Source organism: Pseudomonas sp. Emmai, assembly GCF_055179735.1.
Genome location: NZ_CM143685.1, coordinates 5508832 through 5521920, shown reverse-complemented (window position 1 = coordinate 5521920; position 13089 = coordinate 5508832). Strand labels below are relative to the sequence as shown.

Annotated in this window: 10 protein-coding genes, 2 tRNA genes and 1 pseudogene; 8 read left to right on the top strand and 5 right to left on the bottom strand. The window is 61.2% G+C overall.

Annotated features, from left to right (window positions below):
• The first annotated feature begins 40 nt into the window (after nt 1–40).
• Nucleotides 41–1093: an AI-2E family transporter gene (locus ACY4LX_RS25340; protein ID WP_463258190.1), complete on the top strand. Its 1053-nt coding sequence runs from the start codon at nt 41–43 to the stop codon at nt 1091–1093.
• Between the two features lie 149 nt (nt 1094–1242).
• Here the strand turns inward: ACY4LX_RS25340 and xopAW are convergent, their stop codons facing one another.
• The 3 genes from xopAW to ACY4LX_RS25325 form a co-directional block, all read right to left on the bottom strand.
• Nucleotides 1243–1878: a XopAW family type III secretion system calcium-binding effector gene (xopAW, locus tag ACY4LX_RS25335; RefSeq protein WP_463258189.1), complete on the bottom strand. Its 636-nt coding sequence runs from the start codon at nt 1876–1878 to the stop codon at nt 1243–1245.
• 130 nt (nt 1879–2008) lie between these two features.
• Nucleotides 2009–3058 carry a sensor histidine kinase gene (locus ACY4LX_RS25330; protein ID WP_149659961.1) on the bottom strand — a complete coding sequence of 350 codons (1050 nt, stop codon included), beginning with the start codon at nt 3056–3058 and terminating at the stop codon, nt 2009–2011.
• Complete coding sequence (locus ACY4LX_RS25325; RefSeq protein WP_133840472.1) at nt 3058–3816, bottom strand: response regulator; 759 nt, start codon at nt 3814–3816, stop codon at nt 3058–3060. The genes ACY4LX_RS25330 and ACY4LX_RS25325 overlap by 1 nt, the downstream gene beginning before the upstream one ends.
• Before the next feature lie 293 nt (nt 3817–4109).
• Between ACY4LX_RS25325 and pyrF the strand changes: the two genes are divergently transcribed.
• A complete protein-coding gene (gene pyrF / locus ACY4LX_RS25320; protein ID WP_166656078.1) occupies nt 4110–4808 on the top strand; it encodes an orotidine-5'-phosphate decarboxylase in 699 nt (232 codons plus the stop codon).
• 78 nt (nt 4809–4886) lie between these two features.
• Here the strand turns inward: pyrF and ACY4LX_RS25315 are convergent, their stop codons facing one another.
• Nucleotides 4887–5891: an NADP-dependent oxidoreductase gene (locus tag ACY4LX_RS25315; protein ID WP_463258188.1), complete on the bottom strand. Its 1005-nt coding sequence runs from the start codon at nt 5889–5891 to the stop codon at nt 4887–4889.
• Nucleotides 5892–6127: 236 nt separating this feature from the next.
• Between ACY4LX_RS25315 and ACY4LX_RS25310 the strand changes: the two genes are divergently transcribed.
• The 4 genes and pseudogenes from ACY4LX_RS25310 (at nt 6128) to ACY4LX_RS25295 (ending at nt 10553) form a co-directional block, all read left to right on the top strand.
• Nucleotides 6128–6889: an SDR family oxidoreductase gene (locus tag ACY4LX_RS25310; protein ID WP_123407028.1), complete on the top strand. Its 762-nt coding sequence runs from the start codon at nt 6128–6130 to the stop codon at nt 6887–6889.
• 184 nt (nt 6890–7073) lie between these two features.
• Nucleotides 7074–8477, top strand: coding sequence for an aminotransferase-like domain-containing protein (locus ACY4LX_RS25305; RefSeq protein WP_463258187.1), 1404 nt, complete (start codon nt 7074–7076; stop codon nt 8475–8477).
• A gap of 108 nt (nt 8478–8585) precedes the next feature.
• Nucleotides 8586–9644 (top strand): annotated as a pseudogene (locus ACY4LX_RS25300) (methyl-accepting chemotaxis protein); the annotation flags it as partial.
• 27 nt (nt 9645–9671) lie between these two features.
• Nucleotides 9672–10553 carry a methyl-accepting chemotaxis protein gene (locus tag ACY4LX_RS25295; RefSeq protein WP_413787206.1) on the top strand — a complete coding sequence of 294 codons (882 nt, stop codon included), beginning with the start codon at nt 9672–9674 and terminating at the stop codon, nt 10551–10553.
• Between the two features lie 1187 nt (nt 10554–11740).
• Here ACY4LX_RS25295 and ACY4LX_RS25290 read toward each other — a convergent pair.
• Nucleotides 11741–12499 carry a hypothetical protein gene (locus ACY4LX_RS25290; protein ID WP_463258186.1) on the bottom strand — a complete coding sequence of 253 codons (759 nt, stop codon included), beginning with the start codon at nt 12497–12499 and terminating at the stop codon, nt 11741–11743.
• 393 nt (nt 12500–12892) lie between these two features.
• Here ACY4LX_RS25290 and ACY4LX_RS25285 point away from each other — a divergent pair.
• A tRNA-Glu gene (locus tag ACY4LX_RS25285) sits at nt 12893–12968 on the top strand.
• Nucleotides 12969–12971: 3 nt separating this feature from the next.
• Nucleotides 12972–13047: transfer RNA gene (locus tag ACY4LX_RS25280), tRNA-Gly, on the top strand.
• The last annotated feature ends 42 nt before the right edge of the window (nt 13048–13089 follow it).

Genomic DNA, 13089 nt, shown 5'->3' with positions numbered 1-13089 from the left:
TCGCCTACTCTTTGGCTGTCTGACTTTTTTCGAGATTTCGATGATCAATAACGATCGGCTATTGGTGCAGATTCTGCTCCTGGTGCTGTTTGGCGCGAGCTTCTGGGTGATGGCGCCGTTCTGGTCGGCGCTGTTCTGGGGCGCGGTGCTGGCGTTTGCCAGTTGGCCGCTGATGCGCTTGCTGACCCGTTGGCTCAACGGGCGTGAATCCCTGGCGGCGGCCTTGCTGACCCTGGGCTGGATGTTGCTGGTGGCGGTGCCATTGGTGTGGCTGGGTTTCAACCTGGCGGATCACGTGCGCGATGCCACGGTGTTCATCAAGGATGTGCAGGTCGATGGCCTGCCGGAAGCACCGGTCTGGCTGGGCAGCATTCCCTTGGTCGGTGAGCGGCTGGTGGGGATCTGGAACAGCATTGACGAGCAGGGCGCAGCGATGATGCTGGCGATCAAGCCTTATCTCGGGCAGGTCGGCAACTGGTTGCTGGCGCGCAGTGCGCAGATCGGCGGCGGCATTCTCGAACTGACGTTGAGCATTGTCTTTGTGTTCTTTTTCTACCGGGACGGGCCGCGATTGGCGACGTTTGTCCATAGCTTGCTGTCACGCCTGATCGGTGACCGCGCCGGGTATTACATCGAACTTGTCGCCGGCACTGTGCAGCGGGTGGTCAATGGCGTGATCGGCACAGCGGCAGCCCAGGCAGTCCTGGCGTTGATCGGCTTCCTGATTGCCGGGGTGCCCGGGGCGCTGGTGCTGGGGATCGTGACGTTCATGTTGAGCCTGATCCCGATGGGCCCGCCGCTGATCTGGATCCCGGCCACGGCGTGGCTGGCGTGGAAGGGTGAATACGGGATGGCGGTGTTCCTCGGCATCTGGGGCACGTTCATCATCAGCGGTGTGGACAACGTACTGAAACCGTACCTGATCAGCCGCGGCGGGAACCTGCCGTTGGTGATCGTGCTGCTGGGGGTGTTTGGCGGGTTGATTGCGTTCGGGTTTATCGGGTTGTTCATCGGGCCGACATTGTTGGCGGTGGCGTACAGCCTGTTGACTGACTGGAGCAAAAGCCAGGCGCGCGTCGAAGACCGACGCTGATTTTGTGTCTGTGATGGCCTCTTCGCGGGCAAGTCGGATCGCCGCACCGCTCGCTCCTACAGGTCCGCGTCGTTCGAACATCGCGACCTGACGCAAACCCTGTGGGAGAGAGCGGTGCGGCGATCCGACTTGCCCGCGAAGCTTTTGGGTCAGGTCGAGAGGTTCAGGTACTGACCGGTGCTCGCCACGTTATCGAGCGAATATTGCTTGGTCAGGTTGGCGATCATTTTGTTGATGGCTTCGCTGACGTTCGAATGGACGGTGGCGCTGTCGCTGTTTTGCTCGCGACCCGCCTGCAGGGCCGCTTTGAGTTCGTCGCTGCTGACGGTGCCGTCCTCGTTTTTGTCCAGGGCCGTGAAGATTTCCTTGCTGTCGGCCGTGCTGCCGGCGGCGCTCAGGCCGTTGTTCAGTTCATCGCTGCTGAGGTTGCCGTCGCCGTCGGCGTCCAGGGCGCCCAGCAACGCGTCGGCCAGGTCGGTGTTCGGTGCCTGGCCCTGAGGCGGTGCGGGTGGGGCCATCGCGGCCATTTCCTCGCTGTTCAGGCTGCCGTTGTCATCGCTGTCGAGGTCGGTGAAGTGCTTGCTCAGGTCCGCCAACAGGCGATTGTCGGGTTTATCCGCCTGGGCGGTTTTCAGCTCGTCCTGGCTCACAGAGCCATCGCCATTGCTGTCGAGCTTGGTGAACAGCTCTTTCTGGAATTGCGCACGGCGGGCGGCGTTGGCCGTCGTGCTGCTGGTGCTCGTGCTGGTATAGCTCGTGTAGTTGCTGCTGACGCTACCGATCATTGGGCTCACTCCTTTGGACGGAAAACCGGTGAGTGCACCGGCTTATGCAGCCTCAAGGGGCAAGTTGTCGTGGGTATGTGGCGTTTGTACCGATTGGTACACAGAGGGTTTCAGCGACCGACCGATCTTTTCAAACGCGCGGCAGGTTAATGACCGCCGTGAGACCACCACCAGGCGTCTCTTCCAGGCTCAACCGCCCACCCAGGCGCTCCGCAGCCTCCCGGGCAATGGTCATGCCCAGGCCAACCCCGCCGGAGTTACGGTTGCGCGAACCCTCCAGCCGGAAGAACGGTTCGAACACCGCTTCACGCTTGTCCGCCGCAATCCCCGGCCCGTGATCGATCACCCGGATCACCAGATGTCCTCGGCTGTCTTCCAGGGTAATCAGGGCTTCCCCGGCATAACGCAGGGCATTGTCGATCAGGTTGTTGATGCACGAGCGCAAGGCCATCGGCTGCACTTGCAGCGGCGCGCAATGCCCGCTGGCCTGGACGTTGGCGCCCTGGTCCTGGGCGTTTTCACTCAGGGATTCCACCAGCGCCTGCACGTCCATCCACTGCGGGGCTTCACTGGTGCGATGTTCGTGCAGGTAGGTGAGCGTGGCGTCGAGCATGTGAATCATGTCATCCAGATCCTGGCGCATCTGGCCTTGCAGCTTGTGGTCGTCGATCTGCTCCAGGCGCAGCTTGAGCCGCGACAACGGCGTGCGCAGGTCGTGGGACACCGCGCCGAGCATCCGCGAGCGCTGCTGCACTTGTTCGATAATCCGGCGCTGCATCTTATTGAACGTATGGGCCGCTTGCCGCGCTTCCCGTGGCCCGGACTCGTCCAGCGGCGGGCTGTCGAGGTTTTCGCTCAAGCGCTCGGCAGCATCGCTCAGGCGCTGGATCGGCCGGCTCAGCAGTTTGGCGCCGTACCAGGCGGCGATGATCAGCGAGACAAACTGAAAGGTCAGCGGCACCAACGGCCCGCCGAACCATGGTCGCGGCGGTCGATTGGCGAAGCGCGGGTCCATCGGCGGACGCCGCCCGTCAAAGTCCTCGGAAAACCCTGGCGGTGGTGGCGGGGGAGGCGGGCCGTAATGGTGAAACCAGAAAAACGCCAACAGGTGCGCCAGGATGATCGCGATCAGCAGCACGCCAAACAGGCGGCCGAACAGCGTATCGAAGCGCGCCCGCATCAGCCGATGTCCCGGGCGTCGAACAGGTAACCCTCACCACGCACGGTTTTGATCAACTGTGGGTTTTTCGGATCGTCCCCGAGTTTCTGGCGCAGGCGCGATACCAGCAGGTCGATGCTGCGATCAAAGGCTTCGATCGAGCGACCCCGGGCGGCATCCAGCAACTGTTCACGGCTGAGCACCCGGCGCGGACGTTCGATAAACACCCAAAGCAGGCGGAATTCCGCATTGGACAGCGGCACCACCAGCCCATCGGCGGCGATCAACTGGCGCAACACACTGTTCAGGCGCCAGTTGTCGAAGCGAATGTTCGCTCGCTGTTCGGTGCGATCGTCGCGCACTCGCCGCAGAATTGTCTGAATCCGCGCTACCAGTTCCCGTGGTTCGAACGGCTTGGCCATGTAGTCGTCGGCGCCCAATTCCAGGCCGATGATCCGGTCGGTGGGTTCGCAACGCGCGGTGAGCATCAGGATCGGGATGTCCGACTCGGCGCGCAGCCAGCGGCACAGGGACAAACCGTCTTCGCCGGGCAGCATCAGGTCGAGCACCACCACGTCGAAATGTTCCGCCTGCAGCGCCAGGCGCATCGCGGCGCCATCGGTGACGCCGCTGGCGTGGATATTGAACCGGGCCAGGTAGTCGATCATCAGTTCGCGGATCGGGACGTCATCGTCGACGATCAGGGCGCGAATGCTCCAGCGTTTGTCATCGCCGGGCGCTTTTTGATCGTCGTTCACAGGGGCTTGAGTGCTGTGCATGCGTGGGTTCATCTGCCAGGTAGGCTGCCAACCACAAAGATGGGCTGCGAGGTTGTGGCTTCAGCATAGGCGTCCGGCCCGAAGGCGGGAAGTGCTGTAAGGGCGTGTTGCGGCTGCCGAGGGTAGCGTCGACCTTTGTTGGGGGCGTGTCTTGTGTGTATCGGGCTCGACACAATTGCCGCGCAGGCTAGGCTTGCTGGAGGTTGCGGGACGATTTACCGATCATCGGGTCCCGCAGCGGCGCTGGTTCCGCTACAATGCGCGCCGATTTCGTCCTGCCTGAGAGCCCGCACATGTCCGTCTGCCAGACTCCTATCATCGTCGCCTTGGATTTCCCCACCCGTGACGCCGCACTGAAGCTGGCCGACCAGTTGGACCCGAAACTGTGCCGGGTCAAAGTCGGCAAGGAACTGTTCACCAGTTGCGCCGCGGAAATCGTCGGCACCCTGCGTGACAAGGGTTTCGAAGTGTTCCTGGACCTCAAGTTCCACGACATTCCGAACACCACCGCCATGGCCGTCAAGGCTGCGGCGGAAATGGGCGTGTGGATGGTCAACGTGCACTGTTCCGGCGGCCTGCGCATGATGGCGGCGTGCCGTGAAGTGCTCGACCAGCGCACCGGCCCCAAGCCGTTGTTGATTGGCGTGACCGTGCTGACCAGCATGGAGCGTGAAGATCTGGCGGGCATTGGTCTGGACATCGAGCCCCAGGAGCAAGTGCTGCGCCTGGCCGCATTGGCGGAAAAAGCCGGGATGGACGGCCTGGTGTGTTCGGCCCTGGAAGCCCAGGCCTTGAAAACGGCGCACCCGTCGCTGCAACTGGTAACCCCGGGCATTCGTCCGGCGGGCAGCGCCCAGGACGATCAACGCCGCATCCTGACCCCGCGTCAGGCGCTGGACGCCGGTTCCGACTATCTGGTGATCGGCCGTCCGATCAGCCAGGCGGCGGATCCGGCCAAGGCGTTGGCGGCTGTGGTAGCCGAAATCGCCTAATACGAACGCAGGCGCCTACAGGGAAATGCGATCCCCCTGTAGGCGCTGCCGAAGGCTGCGATCTGTTGATCTACCGCGTTAAACCTTCAACACCAACTTCCCGAAATTCTCGCCGCTGAACAATTTCATCAGCGTCTCCGGGAACGTCTCCAGTCCTTCGACGATATCTTCGCGACTCTGCAACTGCCCCTTGGCCATCCAGCCGGCCATTTCCTGCCCGGCAGCGGCGAATTGCGCGGCGTAGTCCATCACCACAAAGCCTTCCATCCGCGCGCGATTGACCAGCAGCGACAGGTAGTTGGCCGGGCCTTTGACCGCTTCTTTGTTGTTGTACTGGCTGATCGCGCCGCAGATCACCACCCGCGCCTTCAGGGCCAGGCGACTCAACACCGCGTCGAGGATATCGCCGCCGACGTTATCGAAATACACGTCCACGCCTTTCGGGCATTCGCGCTTGAGCCCGGCCAGCACGTCTTCGTTTTTGTAGTCGATGACGCCATCGAAACCCAGTTCATCGATCAGGAATTTGCACTTGTCCGCGCCGCCGGCGATGCCGATCACGCGGCAGCCTTTGATCTTGGCAATCTGCCCGGCAATGCTGCCCACCGCGCCAGCCGCGCCGGACAACACCACGGTGTCACCGGCCTTCGGTGCGCCCACGTCGAGCAGGGCGAAGTAAGCGGTCATTCCGGTCATGCCCAGTGCGGACAAGTAGCGCGGCAGTGGCGCCAGTTTTGGATCGACCTTGTAGAAACCTCGTGGCTCGCCGACGAAATAATCCTGCACCCCCAGGGCACCGTTGACGTAGTCCCCGACCGCGAAGCCCGGATTGTTCGATGCGACGACTTTGCCTACGCCCAAAGCGCGCATGACTTCACCGAGGCCGACCGGCGGGATGTAGGACTTGCCCTCGTTCATCCAGCCACGCATGGCCGGATCCAGGGACAGGAATTCGTTCTTGACCAGGATCTGACCCGCCGCCGGTTCGCCGACCGGTACTTCTTGATAGGTGAACGTTTCGCGGGTCGCCGGACCCACCGGGCGTTTGGCGAGCAGAAATTGGCGATTGGTCTGGGTAGTCATGACAGGCACTCAAGCTGAATGGAAGCTTTGTTGATAGACCCTCAGGGCAGATGCCGCAAGGTTGGCTGATGCGGCGAATGCACGCCGATCCAGTGCAGTGATAGTGAGTCGGGCGCCTCTATCACTGTGACGCATGGGCACTTAACCGGCCTTCTGATAGTGCTGCCGTGCGCAAGGTGCCGTGGCTAGACTGCAAACACGCGATCCCCCGCATCCTTCTCTTCGAGGACATAACAATGAGCATGACGTTTTCCGGCCAGGTGGCTGTTGTGACCGGTGCAGCCAATGGCATTGGCCGCGCCACCGCCCAGGCCTTTGCGGCCGAAGGCTTGAAGGTGGTGGTCGCCGATCTGGACACGGCGGGGGGCGAGGGCACCGTGGCGCTGATTCGTACAGCGGGCGGCGAAGCGACCTTCGTGCGTTGCAACGTCACCGTCGAGAGCGAGGTAAAACATCTGATGGACGAGGTGATCAATACCTACGGCCGTCTCGACTATGCCTTCAACAACGCCGGCATCGAAATCGAAAAAGGCAAACTGCCCGACGGCACGATGGATGAGTTCGACGCGATCATGGGCGTCAACGTCAAAGGCGTCTGGCTGTGCATGAAGTATCAATTGCCGTTGCTGCTGGCCCAGGGCGGCGGTGCGATCGTCAACACGGCATCGGTGGCCGGCCTTGGCGCGGCACCGAAGATGAGCATCTACGCCGCCTCCAAGCACGCGGTGATCGGCCTGACCAAATCCGCGGCCATCGAATACGCGAAGAAAAAGATCCGCGTGAATGCGGTGTGCCCGGCGGTGATCGACACCGACATGTTCCGTCGTGCCTATGAGGCCGACCCGAAGAAGGCTGAGTTCGCCAATGCGATGCACCCGGTCGGTCGCATCGGCAAGGTCGAGGAAATCGCCAGCGCGGTGTTGTACCTGTGCAGTGACGGTGCAGCCTTCACTACCGGGCATTCCCTGGCGGTGGATGGCGGAGTCACCGCCTTTTGAAATCCGGAACGTCCTTGTAGGAAAAGACCCGCACGTTTGCGGGTTTTTTTAGGGTTCCGTGACCGCGCCGGGGAATGTGTTTCAAATGGTTAGAACCGCCGGTTTTGTCGGCGTTGTCGCACAGCCTGGCGTGCGCTCCTGTGATTAACTGCGCGCAGCAAAATGGACAGGAGTTTGCTTGCTCATGGAATTGAGAATTGACCGACAGGCAATGGTGCCGGTCGTACAGCAAATCGTCGACGCAATGGTGAGCTGGATCCGTCAAGGCGAAGTGCCGCCCGAGACGCGCTTGCCTTCCGTGCGGCACATCGCGAGGCTCAATCTACTCAGTCAGTCCAGTGTCGTTGAAGCCTGTGAACGCCTGGTGGCCCAGGGGGTTCTGGCATCACGTCCCGGTTCAGGGTTCTTTGTCGCCGCGTCGGCACCGGTGGTGTCCGATGCGCGTGATCTACCCCGGTTCGAAGGCGCGGAGTCGATGCACATGGGGCTCGCCGAGAACCCGTCGGGTGAATTGATGCTGGGGTGTGGCGGTTTGCCCGAAAGCTGGCGCGAGACGGACGACCTCAGCTACGCGATCCGCCAGGTGGCCCGCACCGACATGGCCGGCCTGTTCAACTACAGCACGCCGCTGGGCTTGCTCGCCTTGCGCCAGCAGATCCTAAAGCGCCTCAAAGCACTCAATATCGAGGCGCACGAAAGTCGCATCCTGACCACGACCGGCGCCAGTCAGGGGCTGGACCTGATCGTGCGCACGCTGCTAAAGCCAGGCGATTGCGTGGTGGTGGAAAGCCCCGGTTTTTCTCAGCTGTTCGATCTGCTCAGGTTGCACGGGCTGCGCATGCTTGAGGTGCCACGTACCGCGCAAGGTCCCGACACGCAGGTGCTGGAGCATTTGTTGATCCAGCACCGCCCGCGTGCGCTGTTTATCAACAGCTACCACCACAACCCCACGGGAAGCTGCGTGACACCGGAGGTGGCGCAGCAGGTCCTGCACCTGAGCAAGGCTTATGACGTGCTGGTGATCGAAGACGACGTGTATGCCGATATGCACAAGGGGCCCGGCACGCGCCTCGCCGCGCTGGATGACGAGGGCCGGGTGATTTACGTCGGCAGTTTCTCGAAAACCCTCAGCAGCTCATTGCGTGTGGGGTTTGTGGTGGCCAGCGCCGGGCTCATTGCACGGCTGGCCGAGGTCAAGATGATCAGCAGCATGGGCGGATCACGGTTCTGCGAGTCGGTGCTGGCCAGTCTGTTGGCCACCGGCGCCTATCGCAAGCTGGTACAGCGCCAGCGTCAGCGCCTGAGCGTGGACAGGACGGCAGCATTGCAGCTGCTTGAAGACGCCGAATGGGAGGTGTTCGGCAAGCCTTGCGGTGGCTTGTTCATCTGGGCGCGATCGCCAATGTGCGACTACGCTCAGCTGCGGGCACAGGCACGACGTTTCGGCGTGCTGCTGTCTTCCCCGACGGCCTTCAGCCCGACCGGTGCGGCCCATGACTGGCAGCGGATCAATGTGGCGTATGCCTGCGATCCACGAGCCCGGCGGTTTTTCCAGGCCACCGCTTCGGATCGACCTAAAGCGTTCTGAAAACGACGTGGGCGTAGCTTTTTGCCATTATTCCGACGCCAGAGACTTGTGCTGGCACAGGCCCGTTGCGAATCTCCATCTACAGACTATGGCAGGGGACTACGAGCAATGATTTCGGCCGTGCAAGGACGTTTTGCCAACCTCGGTATGGCAAAGAAACTGGGCATCGGGTTTGTCCTGGTGCTGTTGTTGACTGCCTTGGTGGCAGCCATTGGCGTATGGTCCCTGCAAACCATCAGTCATCGCTTCGACGGGCTCAAGCAAATGTCGTCGCTCAATAGCGGCTTGCTCAAAGTGCGTTTGCTGGAGCAGGAATACGCCTTGCATGGCAACCCGAAAACCGCCGATGCCCTGCGCCAGGGGGTTGATGGGCTGATTGCCCTGTCGACTCAGTTGAAGGCGCAATCGGCGGCCAACGTGCCGGTCATGAACGATGTCGAACAGTCGCTTGGCGCCTACCGCAAGGCCTTTGACGAATTTGTCTCGCTGACCCAGGCCAAGGACCTGGCTCTGGAAATGGCCAGTTGGTCGGTGTCCAGCGTGGCCAATAACCTCGACGTGCTGCAAGCCGGCCTCGCCGACGACGGCGCCTATGGCTTGAAAGAGTCCGAGGGCAAGGACGGTGCACAATTCATCGAACAGGCCAATCAGGTCAGCCAGGTCTCGCGGTTGATGTTGCAGGCCATGAACGAGGCCCGCGTGCGCCTCGACCAGAGTCGCAAGGGTGACGACGACAGCGCCGGCAAGGGCAAGATCGAGCAGGCCGATCAGGCACTGACCCAGGCCGAACAGCTGAAAACCACGGTCAAGGATGAGGGCTACCAGACCGTCCTCAATGAAGTGACCGGCCATATCGCCAGTTTCAGCGAGAAGCTCGCCGAATACACCGGGCTGCTGGCCCAGGAAAAAACCGTCTACGAACAACTGCACCAGCGGGCCGGCCAAGTGGTGGAGCGTGTGGACCAGGCCTATGGGGCCGAAGACGGGGCGATGCAGGCCGAACTGAAAAAGAATTCGCTGTTGATCATTGGCTCTTCGGCGCTGGCGTTGTTGGTCGGGTTGATCGCGGCGTGGGTGATTACTCGGTTGATCGTGGCGCCGTTGCGCAGTGTGATCCGTGTGGCCCAGCAGATTGCTGCGGGTGATTTGAGTGCGACGGTGGAAGTGACCCGTCGTGATGAAATCGGCCAGTTGATGCTGGCGATGCAGCAGATGGGTGCAGGTCTGAGCAGTATTGTCAGTGGTTTGCAGGCGGGCATCGAGCAGTTGGCCAGTTCCGCGCAGTCGCTGTCGGCGGTGACTGAGCAGACCAACCTGGAAGTCAGCAGCCAGAAGGAAGAAACCGAGCAAGTCGCCACGGCGATGAATCAGATGACCGCCACGGTGCATGACGTGGCGCGCAATGCCGAAGAGGCCGCTACGGCGGCGCAGACGGCGGACGACAAGGTCGAGAGCGGGCAACAGGTGGTGCGCCAGAGCATGGCGCGGATCGAGCAGTTGGCGGATTCGGCGACTTCGGCCAGTTCCAGCATCGAGAGCTTGAGTGCGGAGATCCAGAACATTGGCACGGTGCTTAGCGTGATCAAAAGCGTGGCTGAGCAGACTAATTTGTTGGCGCTCAACGCAGCTATCGAAGCGGCGCGGGCGGGTGAGCAGGGCAGGGGGTTTGCGGTGGTGGCTGATGAGGTGCGGGCGTTGGCCAAGCGGACTCAGCAATCGACTGAGGAGATTGAGCGGCTGGTCAGTGCCTTGCGCTCGGCGGCGCAGTCGTCGGTGCAGCAGATTCAGAACAGTGGTGAGTTGGTGAAGCTGGCGGTGAGTGATGCGTTGCAGACTGAGAGTGCGCTGGGGAGTATTGCGGCGGCGGTGTCGTTGATTCAGCAGATGAATCAGCAGATTGCGGCGGCGGCTGAGGAGCAGAGTTCGGTGGCTGAGGAGATTAATCGCAGTGTGACGAGTATTCGGGCCAGTGCGGATCAGTCTTCGTTGGCGATGCAGGGGAATGCGGCTTCCAGTATTGAGTTGGCGCAGTTGGGGGTTGAGTTGAAGGGGATGGTTGGGCACTTCCGCCTTTGACTTGGCGACCTTTGGGTCGACCAGGTTCTTGGTGGTTGTTGTGTACATATCCATTTCTGCGGTAACGGCCACTTATGGTTTCGCCCTTACGGCGAGTCCCTTTTGGCAAACGCCCGGAATGCCGGCCCAGCCAAAAGGAACCAAAAGGTCTCGCCCCAGCGTCCGGCCCCTCGCTGAGGCTCGGCGTTCCCTCGCTCCGGTCCTGCTCCGTGGGCCCGCCGCCATCGGCCATCCATGGCCGGGGGCGGCTAGCCCGGCATCCATGCCGGGCTGCCCACTACGCAGAACCTCCACTCGGCCTCCCGAAGGGGCGGGTAGATCAAAAGCAGGCTAGCTAACGCTCGGCCTAATGAGTGGTGAAAAGCGGGCGGTGTACGCCGCTCTGCTTCTGCTTTTTGTAGGAGCAAGGCTTGCCCGCGAAGGCGGCCTGACAGCCGACCCATTACCATCGGATGCACCAAGCCCTGTAGGAGCGAGGCTTGCCCGCGAAGGCGGTCTGACAGCCGACCCATTACCATCGGATGTACCAAGCCTTGTAGGAGCAAGGCTTGCCCGCGAAGGCGGCCTGACAGCCGACCCATTACCATCGGATGCACCAAGCCCTGTAGGAGCGAGGCTTGCCCGCGAAGGCGGTCTGACAGCCGACCCATTACCATCGGATGTACCAAGCCTTGTAGGAGCAAGGCTTGCCCGCGAAGGCGGCCTGACAGCCGACCCATTACCATCGGATGTACCAAGCCCTGTAGGAGCAAGGCTTGCCCGCGAAGACGGCCTGACAGCCGACCCATTACCATCGGATGCACCAAGCCCTGTAGGAGCGAGGCTTGCCCGCGAAGGCGGTCTGACAGCCGACCCATTACCATCGGATGTACCAAGCCTTGTAGGAGCAAGGCTTGCCCGCGAAGGCGGCCTGACAGCCGACCCATTACCATCGGATGCACCAAGCCCTGTAGGAGCGAGGCTTGCCCGCGAAGGCGGTCTGACAGCCGACCCATTACCATCGGATGTACCAAGCCTTGTAGGAGCAAGGCTTGCCCGCGAAGGCGGCCTGACAGCCGACCCATTACCATCGGATGCACCAAGCCCTGTAGACGCCGCCGAAGGCTGCGATCTTTTGATCTTCCCCCCACCAAATCCAAAGCAAAAAAAAGCCACCTCCTGGTGGCTTTCTTCCCTGACTGGTTCGATCAGTCGTAAATCGCTTTCTTTTTCCAGTCGGCATCAGCCTCGACGTCTTTCAACCCTTCGGTCAATTGGTTGACTTCGCCTTCAGCCGGGGCGGTCTGGTCCATGACTTGGGCGTTGGCGCGGGCCAGGAGTTTTTCCAGGTATTCGAGTTGTTCGGCGTAGAGCTGCGGTTCCTGTTGCTTGCGCAGGTATTGCACGCCGCGTTCGAATGCCAGGCGGGCCTGGCCAGGCTGGTTTTGTTGCAGGGAGTGCTGGCCGAGGTTGTTGAAGAACTCGATGTGCAGCAGGACCAGGATGTGGCGGACTTCGCGGATCCAGCGCTTGGCTTCGTTGGTCGGCAGGAAGCCGTCCTGTGCGGCGCGGGTGATCTGGCCGTGCAAGGCTTCGAGCAAGAAGCGCACATCCTTGGCCTTGGCTTCGGTCTGGATCGGTGCCGGCGGGTTGTTGACCGGGATCGATTCGCCCTGGGCGACCAGGGTGTTCAGTTCGGCGATGCGAGCCTTGACCGTGGCATTGGTTTTATCAAGGTGCAGCAGGCGCTGGCAGACGTTCAGCTCCAGGCGAGTCAACAACAGCTTGAGCGCGGGTGTCATCAACTGGCCGGGGAAGGTCTCGGTGATTTCGCCGCAGCGACGCAGGCGGTCGTTGAGTTCGACCTTGGTACGGGCCTTTTCCAGCTTATTGTTTTCCACCACATGGTTCATGTAGCCAATGGCGATCAATAGTGCGATCCCGGCTACGACTAGCAGGGTGATCATGAGTGGTGTCACCGGTAAGACCTCTTTATAGGGTTCGCGTGCGAGTGTAGTGGCTTGGCGTGGGAGCGCATAGGGCCGCTCGACGAGTTGAATCGGCCACGACTCTACTTATATCGGCAGTCATCCTGCTTATATAAGTAATAGCGTGCGCAGTGCACATTGCCATCATTCGTTGAGTGGGTGGACTATAGCGCCTTGGCGGGTGCCAGAATATAGGCGTCAAACAGCGGGCGACGGAAAACCCCGATTCGCCTCCAAAAGCACGGCGAAGTCATTGATTTAAATAAATTTATATCAGGGGGTTGACGACCCATCAATCCATCCATAGAATGCGCGCCACTTACAGCGTAAAGCACACAGCGAAACGCGGTAGGGAGTGAATGTTGTACGTGTGTCCCCTTCGTCTAGTGGCCTAGGACACCGCCCTTTCACGGCGGTAACAGGGGTTCGAGTCCCCTAGGGGACGCCATTTGCGGGAATAGCTCAGTTGGTAGAGCACGACCTTGCCAAGGTCGGGGTCGCGAGTTCGAGTCTCGTTTCCCGCTCCAATTTTAAACAGCGTTGCTTTCGGGCAGGGCTGAGTGAAACCA

What these genes read in the sequence shown, in the direction of transcription:
- ACY4LX_RS25340 (WP_463258190.1), top strand. Translation starts at nt 41, where the DNA reads ATGATCAATAACGATCGGCTATTGGTGCAGATTCTGCTCCTGGTGCTG.
- xopAW (WP_463258189.1), bottom strand. Translation starts at nt 1,878, where the DNA reads ATGATCGGTAGCGTCAGCAGCAACTACACGAGCTATACCAGCACGAGC.
- ACY4LX_RS25330 (WP_149659961.1), bottom strand. Translation starts at nt 3,058, where the DNA reads ATGCGGGCGCGCTTCGATACGCTGTTCGGCCGCCTGTTTGGCGTGCTG.
- ACY4LX_RS25325 (WP_133840472.1), bottom strand. Translation starts at nt 3,816, where the DNA reads ATGCACAGCACTCAAGCCCCTGTGAACGACGATCAAAAAGCGCCCGGC.
- pyrF (WP_166656078.1), top strand. Translation starts at nt 4,110, where the DNA reads ATGTCCGTCTGCCAGACTCCTATCATCGTCGCCTTGGATTTCCCCACC.
- ACY4LX_RS25315 (WP_463258188.1), bottom strand. Translation starts at nt 5,891, where the DNA reads ATGACTACCCAGACCAATCGCCAATTTCTGCTCGCCAAACGCCCGGTG.
- ACY4LX_RS25310 (WP_123407028.1), top strand. Translation starts at nt 6,128, where the DNA reads ATGAGCATGACGTTTTCCGGCCAGGTGGCTGTTGTGACCGGTGCAGCC.
- ACY4LX_RS25305 (WP_463258187.1), top strand. Translation starts at nt 7,074, where the DNA reads ATGGAATTGAGAATTGACCGACAGGCAATGGTGCCGGTCGTACAGCAA.
- ACY4LX_RS25295 (WP_413787206.1), top strand. Translation starts at nt 9,672, where the DNA reads ATGCTGGCGATGCAGCAGATGGGTGCAGGTCTGAGCAGTATTGTCAGT.
- ACY4LX_RS25290 (WP_463258186.1), bottom strand. Translation starts at nt 12,499, where the DNA reads ATGATCACCCTGCTAGTCGTAGCCGGGATCGCACTATTGATCGCCATT.